General features: G+C 46.9%; 21 protein-coding genes and 1 pseudogene. 3 read left to right on the top strand and 19 right to left on the bottom strand.

Features of this window, described 5'->3' with window-relative positions; genetic code table 11:
* Positions 1 to 227: 227 nt before the first annotated feature.
* The 3 genes and pseudogenes from ACQ5DJ_RS03720 to ACQ5DJ_RS03710 form a co-directional block, all read right to left on the bottom strand.
* Positions 228 to 554 carry an AMP-binding enzyme gene (locus tag ACQ5DJ_RS03720; RefSeq protein WP_429841236.1) on the bottom strand — a complete coding sequence of 109 codons (327 nt, stop codon included), beginning with the start codon at positions 552 to 554 and terminating at the stop codon, positions 228 to 230.
* 192 nt (positions 555 to 746) lie between these two features.
* The gene (locus ACQ5DJ_RS03715; RefSeq protein WP_429841235.1) at positions 747 to 1,427 is read right to left on the bottom strand and encodes an N-acetylmuramoyl-L-alanine amidase family protein; all 681 of its coding nucleotides are present in this window, start codon (positions 1,425 to 1,427) and stop codon (positions 747 to 749) included.
* Between the two features lie 180 nt (positions 1,428 to 1,607).
* A pseudogene (locus ACQ5DJ_RS03710) lies at positions 1,608 to 1,817 on the bottom strand (ATP-binding protein); the annotation flags it as partial.
* A 239-nt stretch (positions 1,818 to 2,056) separates the two neighbouring features.
* Between ACQ5DJ_RS03710 and ACQ5DJ_RS03705 the strand changes: the two are divergent.
* On the top strand, positions 2,057 to 2,686 hold the full coding sequence (locus tag ACQ5DJ_RS03705; protein ID WP_429841234.1) for a hypothetical protein: 630 nt from the start codon (positions 2,057 to 2,059) through the stop codon (positions 2,684 to 2,686).
* Positions 2,687 to 2,814: 128 nt separating this feature from the next.
* Here ACQ5DJ_RS03705 and ACQ5DJ_RS03700 read toward each other — a convergent pair whose 3' ends face one another.
* The 4 genes from ACQ5DJ_RS03700 to ACQ5DJ_RS03685 all read right to left on the bottom strand — a co-directional run bounded on the left by ACQ5DJ_RS03700 (position 2,815) and on the right by ACQ5DJ_RS03685 (position 6,067).
* A complete protein-coding gene (locus ACQ5DJ_RS03700; RefSeq protein ID WP_429841233.1) occupies positions 2,815 to 3,663 on the bottom strand; it encodes a VOC family protein in 849 nt (282 codons plus the stop codon).
* Between the two features lie 183 nt (positions 3,664 to 3,846).
* Positions 3,847 to 4,341, bottom strand: coding sequence for a YdhK family protein (locus ACQ5DJ_RS03695; RefSeq protein ID WP_429841232.1), 495 nt, complete (start codon positions 4,339 to 4,341; stop codon positions 3,847 to 3,849).
* Positions 4,342 to 4,729: 388 nt separating this feature from the next.
* A complete protein-coding gene (locus tag ACQ5DJ_RS03690) occupies positions 4,730 to 5,692 on the bottom strand; it encodes a serine hydrolase domain-containing protein (protein WP_429841231.1) in 963 nt (320 codons plus the stop codon).
* A gap of 30 nt (positions 5,693 to 5,722) precedes the next feature.
* Complete coding sequence (locus ACQ5DJ_RS03685; RefSeq protein WP_007721669.1) at positions 5,723 to 6,067, bottom strand: winged helix-turn-helix transcriptional regulator; 345 nt, start codon at positions 6,065 to 6,067, stop codon at positions 5,723 to 5,725.
* A gap of 239 nt (positions 6,068 to 6,306) precedes the next feature.
* Between ACQ5DJ_RS03685 and ACQ5DJ_RS03680 the strand changes: the two genes are divergently transcribed.
* Positions 6,307 to 6,891, top strand: coding sequence for an NAD(P)H oxidoreductase (locus ACQ5DJ_RS03680; protein ID WP_429841230.1), 585 nt, complete (start codon positions 6,307 to 6,309; stop codon positions 6,889 to 6,891).
* A gap of 72 nt (positions 6,892 to 6,963) precedes the next feature.
* On the opposite strand, the gene ACQ5DJ_RS03675 is transcribed toward ACQ5DJ_RS03680, so the two are convergent.
* The 5 genes from ACQ5DJ_RS03675 to pdhA all read right to left on the bottom strand — a co-directional run bounded on the left by ACQ5DJ_RS03675 (position 6,964) and on the right by pdhA (position 12,261).
* The gene (locus ACQ5DJ_RS03675) at positions 6,964 to 7,314 is read right to left on the bottom strand and encodes a VOC family protein (RefSeq protein WP_429841229.1); all 351 of its coding nucleotides are present in this window, start codon (positions 7,312 to 7,314) and stop codon (positions 6,964 to 6,966) included.
* A gap of 131 nt (positions 7,315 to 7,445) precedes the next feature.
* Positions 7,446 to 8,891: a dihydrolipoyl dehydrogenase gene (gene lpdA, locus ACQ5DJ_RS03670; protein WP_429841228.1), complete on the bottom strand. Its 1,446-nt coding sequence runs from the start codon at positions 8,889 to 8,891 to the stop codon at positions 7,446 to 7,448.
* Positions 8,892 to 10,193 (bottom strand): dihydrolipoamide acetyltransferase family protein, encoded by a 1,302-nt coding sequence (locus ACQ5DJ_RS03665; RefSeq protein ID WP_429841227.1) that lies wholly within the window; start codon positions 10,191 to 10,193, stop codon positions 8,892 to 8,894.
* Positions 10,194 to 10,210: 17 nt separating this feature from the next.
* A complete protein-coding gene (locus ACQ5DJ_RS03660; protein ID WP_429841226.1) occupies positions 10,211 to 11,194 on the bottom strand; it encodes an alpha-ketoacid dehydrogenase subunit beta in 984 nt (327 codons plus the stop codon).
* Positions 11,191 to 12,261, bottom strand: a complete 1,071-nt coding sequence (gene pdhA / locus ACQ5DJ_RS03655) for a pyruvate dehydrogenase (acetyl-transferring) E1 component subunit alpha (protein WP_429841306.1) — start codon at positions 12,259 to 12,261, stop codon at positions 11,191 to 11,193. Before pdhA ends, ACQ5DJ_RS03660 begins: the two co-directional genes overlap by 4 nt.
* A gap of 232 nt (positions 12,262 to 12,493) precedes the next feature.
* Between pdhA and ACQ5DJ_RS03650 the strand changes: the two genes are divergently transcribed.
* Positions 12,494 to 13,903: a sigma-54 interaction domain-containing protein gene (locus tag ACQ5DJ_RS03650; protein ID WP_429841225.1), complete on the top strand. Its 1,410-nt coding sequence runs from the start codon at positions 12,494 to 12,496 to the stop codon at positions 13,901 to 13,903.
* 79 nt (positions 13,904 to 13,982) lie between these two features.
* Here the strand turns inward: ACQ5DJ_RS03650 and ACQ5DJ_RS03645 are convergent, their stop codons facing one another.
* The 7 genes from ACQ5DJ_RS03645 to ACQ5DJ_RS03615 all read right to left on the bottom strand — a co-directional run bounded on the left by ACQ5DJ_RS03645 (position 13,983) and on the right by ACQ5DJ_RS03615 (position 21,203).
* The gene (locus ACQ5DJ_RS03645) at positions 13,983 to 14,474 is read right to left on the bottom strand and encodes an SRPBCC family protein (protein ID WP_429841224.1); all 492 of its coding nucleotides are present in this window, start codon (positions 14,472 to 14,474) and stop codon (positions 13,983 to 13,985) included.
* Positions 14,475 to 14,493: 19 nt separating this feature from the next.
* Positions 14,494 to 15,321, bottom strand: coding sequence for a carbohydrate ABC transporter permease (locus tag ACQ5DJ_RS03640; RefSeq protein ID WP_106837281.1), 828 nt, complete (start codon positions 15,319 to 15,321; stop codon positions 14,494 to 14,496).
* Positions 15,322 to 15,333: 12 nt separating this feature from the next.
* Positions 15,334 to 16,644: a carbohydrate ABC transporter permease gene (locus tag ACQ5DJ_RS03635; protein WP_429841305.1), complete on the bottom strand. Its 1,311-nt coding sequence runs from the start codon at positions 16,642 to 16,644 to the stop codon at positions 15,334 to 15,336.
* 108 nt (positions 16,645 to 16,752) lie between these two features.
* Positions 16,753 to 18,090: an extracellular solute-binding protein gene (locus ACQ5DJ_RS03630; RefSeq protein WP_429841223.1), complete on the bottom strand. Its 1,338-nt coding sequence runs from the start codon at positions 18,088 to 18,090 to the stop codon at positions 16,753 to 16,755.
* Between the two features lie 23 nt (positions 18,091 to 18,113).
* Positions 18,114 to 19,172, bottom strand: coding sequence for a Gfo/Idh/MocA family protein (locus ACQ5DJ_RS03625; RefSeq protein ID WP_429841222.1), 1,059 nt, complete (start codon positions 19,170 to 19,172; stop codon positions 18,114 to 18,116).
* 11 nt (positions 19,173 to 19,183) lie between these two features.
* Positions 19,184 to 20,152 carry a sugar phosphate isomerase/epimerase family protein gene (locus tag ACQ5DJ_RS03620; RefSeq protein WP_429841221.1) on the bottom strand — a complete coding sequence of 323 codons (969 nt, stop codon included), beginning with the start codon at positions 20,150 to 20,152 and terminating at the stop codon, positions 19,184 to 19,186.
* 64 nt (positions 20,153 to 20,216) lie between these two features.
* A complete protein-coding gene (locus ACQ5DJ_RS03615; RefSeq protein WP_429841304.1) occupies positions 20,217 to 21,203 on the bottom strand; it encodes a substrate-binding domain-containing protein in 987 nt (328 codons plus the stop codon).
* Between the last annotated feature and the right edge of the window lie 104 nt (positions 21,204 to 21,307).

The raw sequence follows: 21,307 nt of genomic DNA, 5'->3' as shown, positions 1-21,307 counted from the left end.
AAATACAGCAAACCCAACTCAAAAAGGAGTTAGATAAGGATTGATTGAGTGAAAAGATAATGTAACTTTCTTGCGCAGAAAGAATAAAACATGCGATGGGTATCGCTTTTCTGTTTTATTTTTTAGGCAAGAAAAGAATCCATTATACCTTTCAGCTCCTGTCATTAATTTAACTGCAGTGTAACACAACCATTTTTTCATTTCAATACATATCATGGAAAAACGCGTCATGACGACGCGATTTCCTCAGACTCCGACCCCAGGTACAGATTCTCATACTGCTTCACAATGTCTTTCTTATTAAACTTACCCACACTCGTTTTCGGGATCTCGCTTACGATCAGAATCTGATCTGGGAACTTCCATTTCGCAAAATGTTCGTACAAGAGATGCTCTAGCTGTTCCCCTGGAATGGTTTTGTTATCCTTGGTACGAATTAGTGCGAGAGGGCGTTCCAGCCATTTTGGATGCGGAATACCGACGACGACTGCCTCTAGGGAACATCCCGTCTGCTTCCCACTTGCTGTAGGAAGGTTCGATTTCTTTTTTCGCAAAGGCCTCAATCGATTTTTTGAATAGCTTTACTTCTTCTCCGCACTCACATTGGCTTCATCCAGTACACTATGATAGGACAGCCCCTCCATATTCGAATCCCCTACAATCACACTTGTTTGAAACATTTTTTTGTATGGAGACTCTGTTACATTGGAAACGGAACTGCTTTTTCCTCAGGGTATTACTTCCTCTCAAGTGTTTTCAGTTTTTTCCAGATAGTCTTGTATACCCTCTATCACTGAAGTGGCAATACGATATTGAAAATCTTCATCCATCAATTTTTGTTCATCCGACGGATTGGTTAGATAACCAACCTCAAGAAGTACTGCTGGCATGTTTGTATCCTTGACGACAAAAAAATCCTCCTTTTTTACCCCCCTATCCTGAAAGCCGGTCGCATCCCTCACATACTTTTGGATGCTCTTCGCAAGCGGAAGGGATTCCGGATGATAATAATACGTCTCTGTTCCCGAAACAGTAGGATCTGTATAGGTATTTCCGTGGAGCGAGATAAACAAGTCTGCTCCCAACTGATTTGCAAATTGCGGTCTTTCTCGCTCTACTGAAGATAAAAAGCGATCATCACTTCTAGTCAAATACACCTGCATACGCAAATCCTGCTCCGCTAACTCCTTTACCTTTCGTGCAAGCTGCAAAGTAAAATCCTTTTCGACGTGACCACTAACTCCCTCTGCGCCGTGATCTTTGCCGCCGTGTCCTGGATCGATAACAATCTTGTATACGGGCGAATTGACAGAGTCAGCATTGCTGTTGTCAGGAAGGCTGTACAAAACAGGAAGGTTGTACCCAAAAACAAACATAACGATGGCAACGGCTAATGCTATAAAGACAAATGTCTTGTCGCGGATCATTTTATGCTCCCACCTCTCTTTCTTTCATCAGCAAGTGTTTTGTTTTCTTGCTTACTGAGAGGATACTAGGGGGAGATAAAGATAAAGTGCAGAATAAATCGAAATGGATTAAAGAATCACGAAAACAAAAAGAAAACAAAAAAGCACAGAAACGAGTTCTGCACTTGAAAAGGATAATGACTATGCTTCCTTTTTTAGATAAAAGTAAAACATGACACCTTCTTCCGTATTGTAAGAGCCGTATGGTACGTCATGCATCTCCAAAATCTTTTTGGATATCGCAAGACCAAGCCCGGTTCCTCCTGTTGAGCGGTGGCGGGAAGATTCCGCTCGATAGAATCGATCCCATATTTTCTTGAGGTGTTCTTCCTGGATATGGGCCCCTTTGCTGGAGTCACCTCATAGACAAATCCATGCGCTTTCTGCGCCATTTACAAAATGTTGTAAATGATGCTTTACAGGTTGTAAACAGGTATTGCTTTACGCGGCATCCTTACTTGAATGTCTCTTACGTAGAAGGGATCTGAAATTTTTTCCAGCGAAAGAAGGAATTTACAAAAATATTCCGAATTTATCCAATTGTAATTGAATTCATTTTATTTCTTGCATACATATGGAGGAGAAAAGCTATGAAAAAATTGGCAAAAGGTTTGGGTATTCTCGTTTTGGCATCATCATTCTTGATCGTCCCGACTCAAGTAGCAGATGCGGGAGCAAAGGGAAAAGACGCTATCGTCCGTCCACAAAAATATATCTTTGAAGGAAACTGGCGATACGGTGATACGTTAGTAGTGGCATACGATACTTTCTTACCGAATGGATGGATTTCGATTGAAAAAGAACCACATCGTGGAACACAGCTTGGATATGAAGTAGTGAAATATATTAATGGCGCTAATTATGGGCAAGTGGAAAGAAGCCTAAGCTTTAACATCCCTCCTGGTTGGGTAGAAATCGGTCGAGGTTATAACAGCAAGAGACAGGCTTATTATGATATCAGAAATGAAAATAAAAAACGGTACCAACCGCAAGAGCTGGAGAATAAATGGGTCGGGACCAGCCAGCCTATACCATATGGCTGGGTCGTGGTAAATATTAGTCTTTATGAAAAACATATCGTAAATATCACCAGTATCCCTACTGAATCCAGCATTGAAGCGATCAAGCATCCTTCGCCATCCTTTGCTTATGAAATCCCAAGAGGCTGGGAAATCACTGTAGACGGGGAGCATTCTCGAATCCTCACGAGAAAGTACTAATCATAACGATACAATCTGTTACGAAATGAGATATTGAAACGACCTGTAGGTAGCACGATGGAAAACCATTCGTGCAACCCACAGGTCGTTTTCGTTAGTCAAAAGGAAAGCTTTCCTGCATCTTCCAATCAAATGTGCAGTTGAATCCGATTGCCAGAAGGATCCTCTGTTACAAAATGACCGCTCTCCTCCTGAACAGATGCACCGATTTCTCTCAACTGAGTGATTACACGATTTCTCGCTTCCTCATTCGGGAGCACCATGACAAACGATTCGAGTCCTGGACTCTTAGGATGTGGTGGTGGAGCACCGACACCCGCCCATGTATTCAACCCGATATGATGATGATACTTTCCAGTGGAAATGAACAGTGCCTGTGCACCATATCGATTCACTACCTCAAAGCCAAGTCCCTTGGTATAAAAATATTCAGCTTCATTTAACTTCGATACATGCAGATGAATATGTCCCATGATGGTACCAGCAGGCAGCCCCCTCCACGCGGCTTGTTCCCCACTGGACAGCAAATCTGTAAAATTCAATGGTTCTGTTGCCATGTCTACGATCCCTTCATGCCAATTCCAATGAGCAGGATCACGATCGACATAAATCTCAATCCCATTCCCATCCGGGTCCGATAAGTATAACGCTTCACTAACGAGATGATCCGAAGACCCGATACGCAAATTCAACGCAGAGAAGTGTCGCACAACGCTAGCCAAATCAAAGCGTTTTGGCAACAATAGCGCAAAATGATACAAGCCTGTCGTATGATTTTGTTTCGGTAATGCGTCATGGAGTTGTTCGATGGATAGCAGCACTGTTTTTCCGTCAGCAGTCAGTTCCGCCTTTGTGGCAGATTGGTTCAAGATTTTGAATCCGATCACTTCCTGATAATAAGCCAGGGAGCGATCCAGATTTTGCACCTTGAGATTGACTTGTCGGACAAATGTATTGGGACTTTGATGAAAATTCATGGGAGTATTCCTCCTCGTTAATTAATAATCGTGTTCTTCGTACTACTCAAAAGCTTTTAACTTACGATTTGTAATAAAGTTACTATAATACATTGAATGCGGATTGTCACGTAAAATCCTTACCGCACCACGCATAATAGGCCTCCTCCTAGGTACAGGGGAAGCCTTGGTACTCCTTTTTGATCACTTTACAGGCGATAGCTCATCTTCCGTCACCCATTTGTAGTTCTTCACTTCTCCTCCCCCTGTCGTGGGAGTGTAATCAATCATATAGACCGTCGTTGTATTTGCCGTATCAAGCTTGCCTGATGCATCGAGCATCCCTTTCACATGATCCGCCTTCAACACGACTTCCGTTCCCGGATTATACGGTTGCTTCATATGATTCTTGATTTCTTCTTGAATGATCCATTTATAACCCTTCACAGGGGGCTCACCCGTTGTAGGCGTATAGGTCACTGAATAGGCCGTTGTGTCGTAAGCCCCCACAATTTTTGCTTTCGCCCCTTGCATCCCCGGTTGGTGACTTGCTTTCAAGATGACTTCACTCCCTACTGTAAACGTAGGTTTCGGTACAATCTCTACTTGCTCCAGTACATCCGGTGCAGTAGGACCGCCACATGCACTTAACCCCATCGCGGTAATCAGCATGAGCGATAACAGTTTCCATTTTTTCATTCTAAACACCCCGAATTCTTTGTTGTCTGTCAAAGGTATTATGGGTACACAAGACCTTCCTTATCCACTTGCATCCTGTTCGTTGCTTTACTTGAATGCATCCTTGGACGGGACTGACTTTTCCGGCTTCTGAAACGATAGAAAGCAAACGTAGCCTTGGCCCAGAGATATGGTATGGAATATCAAGCGCAGCCAATTTGGTCTCGAATTCTCGCTAAATAGAATAAGTGGCACGAATCAGATCATTATGGGAGTTTGGATGCTGTATCGCCTGCAATTCCATGCCAGCAAAACTCTTGTCCATAAAGACGAACCGTTCAAGTAAAATGTTTCATGTAAAAAGAAACCAGTTCTAAGGACCTGCTCGTGTCCTGAACTGGTTTTCGTTCTATTCCGCTGCAAGTATGTACTTTCTGAATAAAGCAAGCGGCCGCAAAGAATGGTCGTACAGCTCACTGCTAAATACAACAATCATCTTTTTCGAAGGAACGATCAGTATATACTGCCCCCCAAAGCCAAGGGCAAAATAATAGAAGTTGTCCTCTTTCCAATCCTGGCTTGGATCGATCCTGTCACTCCACCAATGCAAGCCGTAAGACCCAATCCTCTCGTATGTCCGAAATTTTGGCTGAATCGATTTTTGAACCCATGCTTCCGGAACGATCTGCTTTTCTTGCCATTGACCGCCTTGGAGATAGAGTAATCCTAGCTTTGCCATATCACGCGAAATAAGGCGTAGTCCGTCTCCCCCGTTATGAATCCCCTGTCCGTCTGCATACCAGTACGAATCTTGAATATTCAAGGGCTGGAAAAGATGCTTTTTGGCAAAATCATAGGTACTCATCCCGCTTGCCTTTTGCAGGATGGCAGACAATAAATGAGAGCAGCCGGAATTGTAGTTCATCTTCTCTCCTGGCTCATCGATTAATGGGCGCTCGAGCACAAAACGCACCCAGTCTGAACTGTATAGCATCCGGGGAAATGATTGCCACTCACCGAACTCTGGCCAATCAAAGCCAGGGGTCATCGACAGCAAGTGAAACAGTGTAATGGTGCGTTTTACGGGATCGACCGTTTTTTGCTCTAAATAGGGAAAATAGGTAGAGATAGGAGTATCTAAATCAGCAATCAGTTCTTGTTCCAATGCAATCCCGATAAGCGCCGAAATAAAGCTTTTGGTGCAAGAATTGATTTTTTGAAGTTTTTGCGCTTGCTTCTTGTTTTTATGATATTCGTATGCGAGATAACCGTCTTTAATGATGAGGCAACTGACGACCTTTTCTTTTCTGATCTTTCTGTCAAATTCTTCGAAAAGCTCTGGCTCTGCAATTGGAAACAAGGGTGAATGCACGTGACTGTTCCTCCTTTCACCGATTGGTAATTAAGACTCTTTCCCTGGTATTTCCCCCCGAAGGTAACGTTCGCCCCATTCACACATGAGATCCATGATTGGTTTGAGCGTTTCACCCAATTCACTCAATTCATATTCGACCTTTGGCGGTACTTGGCTGTACACGGTCCTGATGACAATTCCGTCCTCTTCTAGCTCGCGAAGCTGCTGTGTCAGGATTTTTTGGCTAATGTCCGGCATTTGTTTTTTCAATTCGCTCGTTCTTTTTGGGCCGTAGTATAACTGACATAAAATCAAGGTTTTCCATTTGCCACCTAAAACATCTAGCGTTGCTTCAGAAGGAATCTGGTATGTATGTTTGAGCTTTGGCCTCATGGATTGGCTATCCTCCCTTTTTCCGTACGATTTTAACAGGAACCTTTTTGTTCCTGTGTTACTTTTTGGTATCAAAAGCACAAAAAAGTGCGTACTTTTCACATTCCATTATATGGTGCATGATTCGGATATACCAGCACCTTACTTGTAAAACTGGAGGGAAGGCACATGGCGAATCGCCTACTGATCGCGGAAGGCTTTGGCGTACAAATTACTACCGAAATAGAGGGTGTATGAAAATGAAAGTACTGACAGTTGTTACCCATCCACGAACCAATTCCTTAACTTTTGCCGTTGCAGAACGTTTCGTTCAGGGCCTAAAAGATGCAGGACATGAGGTTGAAGTTTTGGATTTGCATCGCATTGGGTTTAATCCTGTTTTATGGGAGGGAGATGAGCCAGATTGGAACAATGGCGATAAGAAATATTCCGAAGAGGTCGAAATTGAAATGGAGCGCATGAATAAACACGACGCGTTAGCCTTCATTTTTCCGATCTGGTGGTTCAGTATTCCAGCCATGTTAAAAGGATATATCGATCGCGTTTGGAATAATGGGTTTGCCTATGGTTCAAGCAAGCTGCATCATAAACACATATTATGGATCGGCCTTGCAGCAGCAACGAAAGAGCAATTTGCTAAGAGAAATTATGACGAAATGATGCGTCATCACCTTAATGTCGGAATTGCCGATTATGTCGGACTCCACGATTCAAAAGTCGAGTTCTTGTATGATACCTTGGCAATTGATCCTGCGCATATTGATTGGCTATTCAACCACGCTTACGAACTGGGCTTCCATTATGGGAAATCAAAAAGTGAATAAGTTTCTGATAGGAAATAAGAAAGCCTCCTTTCTCTTATAGAAAAGGAAGGCTTTCTACCACTCTACATCTTATTAAGCTAAAACCTCAACGGTAAAGCCACCTGGGGCTTTTACATAAAACGTCCAGCCATGTGACCTTACCGGTGGAGCAACGTTGTAGCCATCTTCTTTCAGGCGTTGATTGATTTCATTTACTTTCTCTTCGCTCTCCTGGATGAAACCGATATGAAATGTCTTCGGATATTGGACTTCGGCACCCTTCATCAAGGTAAAAACCAGGCCGTTATCGTCAAATAAGATCCCAAAATTATCGCCACGGGCATCTGCCGACGTATCTAACTTTTTCAGGCCAAAATATTTCTCCAAGAAATCAGAAGCAGCTGGAACATCCGTAACGGTAAGATTGACGTGATTCAATTTCATAATGATCACACATCCTTTGCACGAGATTAATTCAAGCGTAGCACATTCATGCAAGTGCTAATCTTGACAAACTCCGAGGCTGATCATTGTCATGAGTATCCGTCATTAGTCTTTAAGGTTTCACGATAAACCTATTTGTTCACAGCTTCTTTTGATTTGTTTACGATATGAATGGCATGACCTAACACCGCTTCGGCAGCCTCCAGCCATACCTCGCTTAAAGTGGGATGCGGATGCATGGTTAACGCCACATCTTCTACTCGAGCAGCAAGCTCAAGTGCCAGCACACCCTCCCCGATCAGGTTCGATGCATCAGCACCTACAACGTGCATTCCCAGCAATAAATGACTTTCTTGATCCACGATCACTTCTGCAAAACCTTCTCCTTCATCCATGGCGAGTGCTCTGCCATTCGCTCGATAAGGGAAGGCTGCTACTTTGACTTTGTACCCTTGAAGCTCTGCCTCTTCTCGCGTCATCCCCACACCCGCTATTTGCGGCTCGGTAAAAATCACATAAGGGACATAAGGGGAATCTACGCTGCTAGGCAGCCCTGCGATTACTTCGGCTGCCACAATCCCTTGCTTTGTTGCACGATGGGCTAACGCAGGGCCAGGTGTTACATCGCCGATAGCATAAATATGCGCCTTGTTCGTACTACCAGTCGATTTCACGGGAATATAGCCGCGCTCGTCCATTTCTACTCCCGCCTGCGCAAGGCCAAGTTCACCTGTGTTAGGCACTCGCCCTATAGTGACGAGCGTTTTATGTGCGCTGATACTTTCGGAACCGTTCTTTACCGAAGCGAGTGCGAGCGTGACTCTTCCACCCACTAACTCAGTCTTCTCTACTTTTGTCGCGACCTTTACGGTCATCCCGAGCTGTTTCGCCTGCTTGAGCACTTCTTGAGAGAGATGAGAAGCTGTATGTGGCAAAATGCGCTCGGCTGCCTCAATGACGGTCACCTGCGATCCAAGCTTGGCAAACGCCATCCCGAGCTCCATTCCAATATAGCCCCCGCCGATAATGGCTAGTGTTTCCGGTACTTCATCCAATTCCAACATATCAGTAGAATCCAAAATATATTCTCCATCTGTTTTCAAAAACGGTGGAATGAATGGACGCGATCCTGTCGCGATAATCGCTTGTTTGAATTTGTACGTTTCAAAATCGCCACCCGTCTCTACGCCAATCCGATCACTCGAGAGAAATGTCGCTGTCCCCTTCACGACTGTAACCCCATTGGCCTGACAGAGATAATCGACCCCTTTGTTCAGTTGAGCAACGACAGAGGCCTTCCACGTCTGCCAGCTCGGCATATGGAAGGTCGCTTTTCCTGTCGGCAGTTGGATTCCAAGCTTATTCAGGCTACTTAGCTTGTGGTATTCGCCTGCTGTATGAATCAATGCTTTCGACGGAATGCATCCGCGATTCAAGCAGACCCCACCCAGTACTTCTCTTTCAATCAGAACGACTGATTTCCCCAGCTGCCCGAGACGAATAGCGGCTGCATAACCTCCTGGCCCACCACCGATGACAACCACATCTGTTTCGACTGCTACTTCGCCGACTACCATCTATACCATCTCCGCAAACAATAGATTCGGATCTTCCAGCAGCTCCTTGATCCGGTTGGTAAAACGTACCGCCGTCACACCATCGATCAGGCGGTGATCAAACGAAAGTGACAGGTTCATCATCCAGCGAATGACCCCTTCATCCTCACGTACGACCCAGCGCTTCTCCATTTTGTGCAAACTGATAATGGCTACTTCGGGGTGATTAATGATGGGAGTTGCTTGCAGTCCCCCGATTGGACCTACATTGCTGATCGTGAAGGTGCCGCCTGTTATGTGTTCCATGGTCAATTTGCCTTCGCGTGCCAAGCGTGCCAGTTGTTCGATTTCTTCTGCGAGTTGAAAAATCGATTTGTGGTCTGCATCCTTGATGACTGGTACGATCAAACCCTCAGGCGTATCTGTGGCAATGCCGATATTGTAAAAGCGCTTGAGCAAGATTTCATTCGTATGTTCGTCAATCGATGCGTTAAGCGTGGGGAATTCCTTCAGTGCAATGACCAGCGCCTTGATAAAGAACGGCAAGAAGGTCAATTTGATATTTCGCTTATCGGCATGTGGCTTTAACTTTTCGCGCAAAGCACGCAGCTGATCCATCTCCAGCTCATCGACAGAAGTAACATGCGGAATAATGGTGACTGATTTCACCATATGCTCGGCAATCTTTTTCCGGATGCCTTTTAATGGTAGCCGTTCGATTTCCCCTTGCGACGAAGTGGCTACACGAGGAGCGATCCCTGTTTTCGGCTGAACAACCGCTTCAGTCTCAACCGCCACTGTACTCGCCTCCAACAGACGCTCATTGCCAGTAGCCGTCGTCGGAAACTTAGCTGGTGCTGCTTTTTGCAGGCGATTGGCGAATTGGCGTAAATCTTCTTCCGTCACACGCCCCGCTGCTCCTGTACCCGTGACCAACTCGATGTCTAGTTTCATCTCCCGTGCCAGTTGCCGAACGTATGGCGTGGCCAATGAGCGTCGGTGATCAGCACGAGCTGGTGCAAAATTGACTGTCTTATCCGGGTTTACGACCTTTTCTGGAAGCTTTGTCTCTTCCTTCTTTGCTACCGTTCCTGCATCGATCACGAGAAGGGTAGTTCCGACCTCTACTGTTTCCCCTTCCGATATGAAAATTTCACGAATGATCCCAGTCACTGGCGCAGACAACTCCGCATTCACCTTGTCTGTCTGCACCTCAAGCAGTGGCTGATCCTGTTGAACGGATTCACCTGTTCGTACCAGTACTTTTACGATTTCTCCTTCATGCATACCTTCTCCCACATCAGGAAGCTTGAACTCAACCATATGACTCGCTCCTTCTCTTAAAACGTAGCCGTTTCCATAATTCCGTCCTTCACGCGTTCAGCCGTTGGCAAATAGTCATCCTCGATGCTAAATTGCGGGACGGGAACATCATATCCGGTAATCCGTTTCACGGGAGCCTTCATGTAGATCAATGCTTCATCATTGATTATGGAGATGATCTCTGCACCCAAGCCAGCAGTCTTATGCGCTTCGTGTACGACAACTGCACGTCCAGTCTTTTTGACCGAGGCTATGATCGTATCCCGATCCAATGGATAAAGCGTGCGCAGATCAATGACTTCACAACTCAAGCCGTTTTCGCGCTCGATCTGTTTCGCAGCATCCTCTGCGACACGAAGCATCGCTCCCCAAGCAAAAATGGATGCATCCGAGCCTTCCTGGACGACCTTCGCTTTTCCGATGGGCACGCGGTACATTTCTTCTGGAACCTCTTGTTTAAATGCGCGATACAGCTTGGTCGGCTCCAAAAAAATGACCGGATCGGGATCTTCCATTGCTGCAATCAGCAGGCCTTTCGCATCATAAGGTGTGCTTGGTGCCACAACCTTTAAGCCAGGGACATGGGCAAAAAACGTTTCGACACTCTCCGAATGAAGCTCAGGACCGCGAATCCCTGCCCCGTACGGCGTGCGTATGACCATCGGTACATGGTACTGTCCGCGAGTCCGATAGCGCATGCGTGCAGCATGAGAAACAATTTGTTCAAAGCCCGGATAAATAAAGGCAAGGAATTGAATCTCGACCACAGGAATTTTCCCGTTCATGGCAAGACCGATCGCCGCCCCGATTATTCCCGCCTCAGCTAGTGGCGTGTCCACTACACGATCCGGACCATATTTGTGAACCAAATCTTCGGTCGCACGGAACACGCCACCATTTACGCCAATATCCTCGCCGAGCAGCATGATGCGTGAATCATCTGCCAATTTTTGATCCATGGCTTCCGTGATGGCTTGAATCATCGTCAGTTTGCGTTTCATGCTGGGATTCCCTCCTGCTTCGATGGCTGCTTGACGAGCTCGCTCTCCTGTTCCGTTGCCATCCACGATGGTTCAGCGTAGACGTGCTTGAACATGTCTTCTGGTTTGGACTTTGGATAGCTCTCTGCTTCGACAAGAGCTGCGTCGATCTGTTCATTCACCCGTGCAATCAGCTCTGCTTCCTTCGTCTCATTCCACAGCCCTTGATTCTCCAGATATACACGCAGCCGTTGGAGTGGGTCGCGTTCTTGACGCCATTCCTCGGACAAGCTCTCTTGATCCCGGTATTTCTTCGGATCATCTGCGGTTGTGTGCGCGCCATAGCGGAATGTCACCGCTTCGATCAACGTCGGTCCTTTGCCGTCTAACGCACGTTTCATGGCTTCTTTCATGGTCAGCCAAACAGCAAAGATATCATTGCCGTCTATCCGAACCCCAGGGATGTCATAAGCTGCCGAGCGTTGTGCAATCGTTTTCGATGCAGACTGCTGTGAAAACGGAACACTGATTGCGAAGCCGTTGTTTTGACAGAAGAAGATGGTCGGCGTTTGAAACACACCTGCAAAATTCAATGCCTCATGAAAATCGCCTTCTGAGCTTGCCCCGTCACCAAAGTAGGCGATACTGACATGCTTTTCGTTTTGTAGCTTGCTCGCCCAAGCAGTCCCTACCGCATGAACCATTTGAGTCGCGATCGGTACACATGGCGGCATGATGTGCAAATGTTTCGGGCTAATACTCCCTTCCATGTGGCCCATCCAATAGAGAAACACCCGTGCCATGGATTGACCATGGACGATCGCTGCCGCATGGTCTCGGTAGGTTGGGAAAAGCCAATCTCCAGGTGTCAATGCCATCGCGCTGCCTACTTGTGAAGCTTCCTGCCCTTCAAAAGGAGCATACGTGCCCATTCTGCCTTGTCGTTGCAGATTAATCGACTTGCGGTCAAACTGGCGAACCAGAACCATATTTTCATACATCTTGATCATCGTCGCCTCGTCTAATTGCCCCTTGAGATCGCCTACCAGCTCACCCGCTGGACTCAATACCTGATATAATGAAGACATGGAAACATCCCTCTCTTTTTCGTTGAAAAACACCGCGGTGTCTTTCCATAATGTGATTCTGCTCGTCATGCTTTTGCTTTCCTCCCTATATAAGAGCAAGTAGCATGCCAAACATTTGGAAGCGATTTCACAACAAAACGAATCGATAATGATCATTTTTGCATATGCATAATTGCGCACGGATGATTAATTCTGATTATTCCGTTTACAAGCCCTACTTAGGAGGACTTCGATGTATCAAACCAAGTATTTCCAGGCCAGTGACAATCATGAGCTTGCAAAATTGCTGACGACCATCTTCAGTACGTCCCACGATGGATTGGCGATTTGTGACCGTAACGGCTACGTCCTGCTCTACAATGAGGCGTACTTGAACATCACGGGAGTTCCCGCCGACATCTTGAATAATTTTAGCTTTATGGAGCAAAAAGAAATGCATCTTGTTCCTGACTCTTCAGCTGTACGTACGATTTTGACAAAACAAACCCATAGTGTCGTGATCGATTATGCAAACGGTCGGCAAGCGATTAACACGGCTACCCCGCTACTCGATCTAAATAAGGAATTATTGTTTGTGGTGGGAAATGTGCGTGACGTCACAGAGCTGAATCAGCTTCAGAAGGAGCTGGAGGAAACACGTCAAATCAGTTCCGCGTATCAAAGGGCGCTGGAGCATATCCAAACCGATGGCGACTTTGACGAGCAGATCATTTATCGTAGTGGGCTCATGCATCGAATAGCTTCACTCGCCAAACGTTTTGCGACCAACGACTCCCCCGTCCTTTTGCTAGGCGAGTCTGGTGTCGGTAAGGATGTCATGGCGAACTACATTCACGCCCAAAGCGGACGAACTGGCGAATTCATTAAGATAAACTGTGGGGCCATTCCCGAGCATTTGCTCGAGTCTGAATTGTTTGGCTATGAAAAAGGGGCATTTACGGGGGCAAGTCAATCGAAGGAGGGATTGTTTGAGCTAGCGGATCGAGGAACCATTTTTCTCGATGAGATTGGAGACCTCCCTTTTCCTTTACAAGTGAAGCTCTTGAATGTTTTGCAAGATGGGCGAATACGCAGACTCGGGGGAAAAACATCGCGTCAGGTTAACATGCGAATCATCGCTGCCACTAATAGCGACTTGGAAGCAATGGTCGAACAAAAACGGTTTCGGCAGGATTTGTTCTACCGGCTAAATGTACTTGCCCTCACCATTCCACCCTTGCGTGAGCGCCGCGAGGATATTCCGGCTCTCATTTTCTACTATTTGAAAAAGCTCGAATGGAAGTACCAGCAAGAAATGCGCATTGAAACAGATGCGTTAGAGGCACTGATGGATTATGATTGGCCAGGGAATACACGCGAGCTGAAAAATGTGGTGGAACGTTCCTTCCACATGTGTGAAAATGGGCGAATTACATTTGATCAGTTGCCGGCGTCCATTCGCAATACCCAACAGACAGCCCTACCGCTCCATCTCGCCAAAATGGATGAGCTGTTGCCGCTAAAAGAAGCGGTTGAACGGTTTGAACGTGCGTATATCCAACGCCTTTTAAAAGAGACAGACACCATGCAGCAATGTGCGGATAAGCTCCAAGTGAACATATCCACGCTCGTGCGAAAAAAACGCGGCCTCGGAATTAAATAGCGCAAAAGGAAAAGCCCGATACACATAGGTTCGGGCTTTCTCGTTATTTCAGAGCATGTTCATGCCAAACGTCTGGGCGCTATTTTACAAGCCCTTCTCTTAATGTGTGGATCCCATGCTCCAGATACCCCTTCAAACAGCTTAAGACGTACACCCAGCCTTCTTTATTGTCGACTATTTTTTGAAGGAGCGCAGGATCTTCTTCTTGAAAGCCCTCTTCGTTCACTTCAATGATCGTCGTGGCTTCATCCAATGCGTTTAACGTAATCGTTACGGTATTTTCTTCTCCAGCCCACTGGAAAAAGATGCGTTTATTCACTTCGATCGCGTGAACGGTAATCCCTACTTCTGCGTTGTAAATATCGTAGAATAACGCAATGTTCCTCCCTTCCTCCCACCTTGCCGAGCTGGAAGAGAACCAGAAGTTGCCGATCTTCGCCGGGTCTACGAAAGCTTCGAACACTTCATGGGCAGGCCTGTTAATCTGAAATTTTGTAAGATTATTCATGCGTTCGTCAACTCGCTTTCTGAATGCTGCTTCCACCCTATCATAATCACATTTGCGAGACAAACGATAGAATGACTCCCTTTTATTCTTTTACTGCCCCAGAAGTCAATCCAGATATAATCCGCTTCTGAAAAATCAATACCATCACTACGAGTGGGATCGTCACGATGATAGAGGCAGCAGATATTTCTCCCCACGGAATTGTAAACATTCCCTGAAACATGACGATTCCCACAGGCACTGTCTTCATCGCTTCCTGTGTATTCAACGTCAGGGCGAACAAAAATTCGTTCCACGCTGCTATAAAAACGAGGATGGCCGTCGTAAAAACCCCTGGCATGGCGAGTGGGAAGAACACTTTGGTCATCGTCTGCCAAATGCTCGCTCCGTCTACTTTGGCTGCTTCGCCCAAATCACTCGGTATTTTGCGGAAAAAGATGGTTAAGTTCCAGATCGCAAGCGGCAGCGCGAAAGTTGTATAAGGAATGATCAGACCTATGTAGCTGTTCGTTAAGCCCATGGATTGCATGAACATAAAAATAGGTGAAATGGTAGCAATCTGCGGAAACATGGACACAGCCAGTACGACACCCAATATAATCGCCTTTCCCCGAAAGGACAGCCATGCAATCGCATATGCAGCAAAAGAAGCGATCGTAATGGAGTAGAGTGTGGTTAACGTCGCCACGACAGTCGAATTCCACAAGTAACGAGCAAACGGTCTCTCCGTGAAGACGCGGACAAAGTTGTCAAACGAAGGATTTTGGATGATAAAATGAAAGGCTCGCTCTCCAAACAGCTCCGCTGGTGGCTTCAATGCTGCGAGGAGAATCCATAAAAACGGGAACATTACAAGAAAAACGAATAGCAGTAGACCCACGTAAAACAAAGGACCCGTATGTTTGCGCATCCAATCACCTCCTTATTTGCCACTGCCATCACTCAGCAGATCAGCTCCCAGTATTTTCACATAGCCGATGGAGATCAACGCCACACATAAAAAGACAATGACAGCGAGAGCAGAGCCTTCCCCGAAGCTCATTTGCGCAAACATCGTTTTGTACGCATAAATGGAAATGGTCTCGGTCGAGTTCCCGGGTGCCCCACCTGTCAGCGTATAAATCAAATCAAATACACGGAATGCATCCAATGTACGGAACAATAACGCCACCAGAATGGTTGATTTCAGCATCGGAAGCGTAATACGAAAAAACTGCTGGGTGCGGGTTGCACCGTCCACAGAAGCTGCTTCATACAAGCTTTGCGGAATCGTTTGCAAGCCTGCGAATAAGAGCAAGGCCATGAATGGCGTCGTTTTCCACACATCTGCCAATATAACAGAAAACATGGCCCCAGCCTTGGTCGTCAGGAGCATCCCCATGTCTGAGATCAGCCCTGTCTGCTCAAAAAGATAGGCGACAATGCCATTTTGCCCGTCGTACAAAAACTTCCACATCATCGCGGAGATGACAGTCGGAATCGCCCACGGTATTAACACGGTTGCTCGAACAAGACTCCTTCCACGAAAAGGTCGATTGATCAACAGTGCAATCAAAATGCCGAGCACCAATTCTATGGTAACGGAGATAACAGTAAAAAACGCCGTATTGTACAGAGCCCCCCACATCCGAGCGTCCGTTAAAAACTTCTTGTAGTAGGCGAAACCAACAAAGTTGGGCTCGATAATCGAAGCTTCAATGCCTTGGATCACGCCAAGAGCACCCTCTGGCTTTGCAAGCAGCTTTTGTTCACTCATTTGTAAAAGGTCTTCTCGGACTTCCGCCAAGCTGGTTCTGATTGCGTCTGTTTGTTCGTTCGAGAGGCTCACATATTTGAATTCTGTGGGAACTGGTTTAAAGTCCAGCAATAGCTGGTCAATCATTTGGTATCGGCTCGCGATCTCGCCTGTTTGGTTGAGGGAAGTGTTCATTTGTTCGATTTGCGCTTGGAGCGCGTTCAGTTTTTGCTTTGATGACCCTTCTGCAGAGCCCGCCTCCCTCTTCACATACCGGAGCAGATTGGGTAACGTACTGACGTAGCGCTCCATATCTAGTCCGTATGAAGAGTGAATCTCTGATTTCGTCGGGTCGTTCAACCGGATGTCGTGCAGACTGATCCAAAAGGATCTCATGACAGGCCAAATCGCGATAACAAGTATGATGAGCAGTGCAGGAAAAATCAGTAAATACCCCATCTGTTTTTCTGAGAGAGACATTTTGGTTGATCGATTCATCCGTTCACCACCTTCCTTCCCGCTAGAAGCTTGCTTGTACTTGCCAGATCGTTGTGCAACGTCCAAGGAAGCCGGTTAGACTCCCTTGGAAGCCCCACATGTTGCCGCTTATTTTTTCATCAAGTCGTTCATCTGCGTTTCCATGTTTTGCACCGCTTGCTCGGCTGTTTGCTGCCCTGCGAGCGCTTTGGACACTTCGATCTGGATCACTTCCGAAATTTTTGGATAGTTCGGAGTCGTTGGACGAGATACAGCAGCGCTTACGCCATTGACGAAATCTTTGTTGGCAAACAACGGACTGGCTTTTTGAACATCGGCATCATCGTAGGCTGGCAGGTAGGTTGGTGCGAGCCCACCTTCGACTGCGGATATTTTCTGACCCTCTGGACCTGTCATAAATTTGAGGAATGCCCACGCTTCTTTCGGATGTTTCGAGAACTTGTTGATTCCGCCCACCCAACCGCCGAGTGCTGCTGCGGAGCCTGCATCGCCAGCTGGCAGTGGAGCGATCGCGACTTGATCGACGATTTTGGACTGAGCCTTATCCTGCGCCAACGCGAACTGATACGGCCAGTTGCGGATAAAAGGTGCTTGCCCCTCGAGGAATGCGGTATGTGATTCTGGCTCCATGAATGTGGTGATATTGGTTGGGACGAAATCGGATTTGACTACCTCGATCATTTTCTTCAACCCTTTGATCGTAGCTGGATTGTTGACCGCTACTTTACCTTGTTCATCCAAAATTTTTCCACCGTACGATGCATTGAACTCGACAAAGTTACAAACCAAACCTTCATATTGCTTGGCTTGCATCAGGTAGCCGAACTTCGTGCCGCCCTTGCCCTTCGTTGCTTTTGCTTGGGCAATCAAGTCATCCCATGTCTTTGGAGCTTCGATTACGAGATCTTTGCGGTAGAATAAGAGACCCGCGTCGATAAACTTGGGCATAGTCCATTGCTGGCCGCCAAAGTTCCCGGCATCCATGGCTCCTTTGATATATTTTCCGGTTTCGATTCCATCTTGCTCCATCAGGCGATCGAGTGGCAGGAGATAACCCGCTTGTGCGAATTCAGCCGGCCAAATAACATCGAGGTCAAACACGTCGATCTCGGACGATTGTGCACTGAACATCGTGACGTACTGGTCATGGCTTTGCCCTGTATCCGCAGGCATTTCGCGAATCTCTATCTCGATGTTCGGATTTGCTTTTTGGAACGCCTCCACGAGCTTTACAGTGGAATCCGTTGAGTCTTTGCCCCGTGCGTAGACGAGCTTGATTTTTTCTGCTGGTTGCTGTGCTGGCTCTGTTTTGGGTGCGGTTGGTGTTGCAGGCTGTGATGGGGTTGTATCTTTAGAAGCTTGCTGAGGTGTGGAGGAACATGCTGCCAATGAGAAGGCCATTAATAAGGTAAGTCCAACGGATGTAAGTCTCTTCGCAACTTTCATCTAAGTAACCCCCTATACTATGTTTAAAAGCGCACTGCTTCACCTTTTTGTGCGGATGCGTAGATAGCTTCGATTAATCTGTTAATGTATAAAGCTTGTTCCGGAGTGCAGAGAACCTCTGCCTCCCCTTCGATGGCGTCGATGAAATTACGGAATAAGAGTACGCGTTCTTTTTGAGGCTTTGGTTTTAATTCTGTCGAGGCAGTTACACCGTTCCACTCGTGGTAAAGCGTGAACTGGTTATCCAATAAACGCAGGGATGCCCCGCCCTCTTGTCCATATAGTTGAAGGAAAACGTTTTCCTCTTTGATGTGAGAAGCCCAACTTGCATCGAGCGTAAGCGACAATCCGTTTTCAAAGGTGATCATCGCTACAGCCATATCTTCTACGTCAAACTTCCCATTATCATCGATCCTGCCCCACTCTGACAAACCGCGTTTGTGAGGCCCGAATTGCGAGTACGTTTGCCCGAGGACGGATACAGGCTTTGGATGATCCAAGAGCCATAAGGTCAAATCGAGCATATGTACGCCGATATCAATCAACGGACCGCCGCCTGCCCATTCTTTTTGCGTAAACCAGCTTCCCCATCCTGGAATCCCATTTCGTCTGACCCAACCGGTTTTGGCGTGATAAATGTTCCCCAGCTTTCCTTCCTTCAGCCATGTTTTGACTTGCAGCGAATCGCTTCGGAATCGGTTGTTTTGTGCTACCATGAGGATTTTGTCTGCTTTCTTCGCGGTTTCGATCATTTCTTCTGCTTCCTGGGCATTCATCGCCATCGGCTTTTCGCACAGCAAGTGTTTACCTGCTGCAAGCGCACTTTTGGTTGCTTCCGCATGCAAGTAGTTCGGGACACAAACAATGATCGCGTCTGTATCAGACTCTTGTAGCATCGTCTCGTATTCCGTGAAAACCTGTGGAATTTCATGTCGCTTCGCACGATAGGAAGCCATTTCAGCAGAAATATCTGCAATGGCAACTACCTCTGCACGCGGCTCTTCCTTGATCGCCTCCAAGTGTGCTTCTGTAATCCCCCCTGCACCGATGATTCCGATTTTCCATTTGCGTTGATTCGCCATTTTCTCCCCTCCTACACCCACCATAGATTCTGGACTGGTTCTCGCATGATGACTTGCTGCAGATTTTGAACAGCGCGCTGAAAGCCCTCCTCAATCGACATGATGGCATCCTCGTGCTCGATGCTCACGACATAATCGTATCCATTCATACGCAGAGCACTCATCATATCCGCCCACGTCTGCTGTGAATGCCCATAGCCTACGGTTCGGAAATACCAAGCACGTTCATGTAGATTGGCGTAGGAATTCATATCCGTCAGCCCGTACATGTTCACTTTTTCCTGGTCAATATACGTGTCTTTGGCATGGAAATGATAGATGGCTTTTTCTTTGCCCAAGATTTTGATCGCAGCTACCGGATCAATCCCTTGCCACCACATGTGACTTGGATCGAAGTTTGCCCCAATCCCCTCGCCTACCTGTTCCCGCAGCTTCAACAGTGTCCCTGGAGTGTGGACGAGAAAGCCGCCATGCAGTTCCAACGCAACCTTGACATGATGCTCAGTCGCATAAGCGGTCCATTCACGCCAGTATGGGATGAGCTTCTCGTTCCATTGCCATTGGAGCACGTCTCGATACTCATTGGGCCAAGGAGCAACGGGCCAGCTCGGGTACTTCGCTCCTTCGTGGTCGCCTGCCGTGCCAGAAAAGCAATTGACCACAGGCACCTCCAGCATCTCGGCTAGCTGTACCGTTTTGACAAACGTATCATGGGATTGCTGCGCAAAGCTTTTATCTGGTGTCAACGGGTTGCCGTGACAACTGAGCGCGCTGATTATCAACCCTCGATCCTCTACTGCTTTTTTGTACGCTCGTCTTTTTTCCGGACTTTCCAACAGCTCATCTAGATTGCAGTGTGCATTTCCCGGATAGCAGCCTGTGCCGATTTCCACCGCCTCTAAACCTGCTGCCTTCACATGATCCAGCATTTCTGCGAACGACTTCTCGCTAAAAAGAACGGTAAATACGCCGAGCTTCATATCTCTTCCCCCCTTTTGAATGCGTAAACTCTCTTCACTCATCTATTGGGTAAGTCTTGTTGCCTCACTCCAGTAAAGCGCTTACAGTTTGGCGAATCACGAGTTGGTGTGGGACGGTGCTCATTCTCTCTACGGGTTCATTGCGGATTTGTCTGAGTAACTGCTCTGCTGCGGCTTTTCCATACATGAACGGGTCATTGTGCACGGTGGTGAGCATGGGGCGGGAAAGTGAGGCGAGCTCCAAATTGTCGAAGCCCATGACGGAGATGTCTTCTGGTACACGAATGCCATGATCGTACAAGTAATTGAGGACACCAACCGCCATCAGGTCTGTGGCGACAAAAACGGCTGTTGGACGAATTTTTTCCTCACAAATGCGGCGCATGGCTTCGTAACCGCTCTTGGCTGTGAATTCTCCTTCCACGACGAATCCTTCATGGATGGGCAATTCATGGGCCCGCATGGCTTTTCGGTAACCGCCCATGCGATCCAGACCGCACGGCGGGTCCCACAATGGACCAGATATACACGCGATTTTTGTATGGCCTTGCGAGATGAGATAGGCAGTAGCATCATAGGAGGCTTGCACATTGTTGACGTTGACAGTGGGAATCTGATAGCCGGGCAAATCGTGACCGGTAACGACAAGGGGAACCTGAATCTCTTGCAGCGTCTGGATATTGCCCTCCAGGAAATGAATACTCGCGATAATGACACCATCGATTTGTTTTTCTTTGAACAGTCGCAAGTACTTCAGCTCTTTGTCCACCACTTCATCAGATATCGCCAAAAACATGCTGTAGTCGTACTCGCTAATGACGCTGTCAATTCCGTAAATGAGGTTGGAATAAAAATTGTTGGAGATATCGGGAATCATCACCCCGATGATGCGGGTTTCCTTGCTAACCAAGCTCCTGGCAATTGCATTCGGCTGAAAGCCCGTCTCTTGCACGATTTTCAAGACTCTTTCTCGCAGCTCTGGACGGACTGGCTTGGAATTGTTCAGCACGCGCGAAACAGTCGCAATGGAAACGTTGGCGAGCTGTGCGATGTCTTTAATGGTTACAGTAATGGGTCTTCACTCACTTTCTATGTAACGGGTAAACGTTTTCCTAATCTGAAAATAACACCCAACTTTTGTTTTGTCAACATTCA

The organism is Brevibacillus sp. FIR094, assembly GCF_050477165.1.
In the GTDB taxonomy this organism is placed as follows: Bacteria; Bacillota; Bacilli; order Brevibacillales; family Brevibacillaceae; genus Brevibacillus.
This window is presented reverse-complemented; position numbering and strand designations above follow the sequence as displayed.

Bases quoted from the DNA above. Each gene is read 5' to 3' on its own strand.
- ACQ5DJ_RS03715 (WP_429841235.1), bottom strand. From the start codon at position 1,427: ATGATCCGCGACAAGACATTTGTCTTTATAGCATTAGCCGTTGCCATC.
- ACQ5DJ_RS03705 (WP_429841234.1), top strand. From the start codon at position 2,057: ATGAAAAAATTGGCAAAAGGTTTGGGTATTCTCGTTTTGGCATCATCA.
- ACQ5DJ_RS03700 (WP_429841233.1), bottom strand. From the start codon at position 3,663: ATGAATTTTCATCAAAGTCCCAATACATTTGTCCGACAAGTCAATCTC.
- ACQ5DJ_RS03695 (WP_429841232.1), bottom strand. From the start codon at position 4,341: ATGAAAAAATGGAAACTGTTATCGCTCATGCTGATTACCGCGATGGGG.
- ACQ5DJ_RS03685 (WP_007721669.1), bottom strand. From the start codon at position 6,067: ATGAGGCCAAAGCTCAAACATACATACCAGATTCCTTCTGAAGCAACG.
- ACQ5DJ_RS03680 (WP_429841230.1), top strand. From the start codon at position 6,307: ATGAAAGTACTGACAGTTGTTACCCATCCACGAACCAATTCCTTAACT.
- ACQ5DJ_RS03675 (WP_429841229.1), bottom strand. From the start codon at position 7,314: ATGAAATTGAATCACGTCAATCTTACCGTTACGGATGTTCCAGCTGCT.
- lpdA (WP_429841228.1), bottom strand. From the start codon at position 8,891: ATGGTAGTCGGCGAAGTAGCAGTCGAAACAGATGTGGTTGTCATCGGT.
- ACQ5DJ_RS03665 (WP_429841227.1), bottom strand. From the start codon at position 10,193: ATGGTTGAGTTCAAGCTTCCTGATGTGGGAGAAGGTATGCATGAAGGA.
- ACQ5DJ_RS03660 (WP_429841226.1), bottom strand. From the start codon at position 11,194: ATGAAACGCAAACTGACGATGATTCAAGCCATCACGGAAGCCATGGAT.
- pdhA (WP_429841306.1), bottom strand. From the start codon at position 12,261: ATGTCTTCATTATATCAGGTATTGAGTCCAGCGGGTGAGCTGGTAGGC.
- ACQ5DJ_RS03650 (WP_429841225.1), top strand. From the start codon at position 12,494: ATGTATCAAACCAAGTATTTCCAGGCCAGTGACAATCATGAGCTTGCA.
- ACQ5DJ_RS03640 (WP_106837281.1), bottom strand. From the start codon at position 15,321: ATGCGCAAACATACGGGTCCTTTGTTTTACGTGGGTCTACTGCTATTC.
- ACQ5DJ_RS03635 (WP_429841305.1), bottom strand. From the start codon at position 16,644: ATGAATCGATCAACCAAAATGTCTCTCTCAGAAAAACAGATGGGGTAT.
- ACQ5DJ_RS03630 (WP_429841223.1), bottom strand. From the start codon at position 18,090: ATGAAAGTTGCGAAGAGACTTACATCCGTTGGACTTACCTTATTAATG.
- ACQ5DJ_RS03625 (WP_429841222.1), bottom strand. From the start codon at position 19,172: ATGGCGAATCAACGCAAATGGAAAATCGGAATCATCGGTGCAGGGGGG.
- ACQ5DJ_RS03620 (WP_429841221.1), bottom strand. From the start codon at position 20,152: ATGAAGCTCGGCGTATTTACCGTTCTTTTTAGCGAGAAGTCGTTCGCA.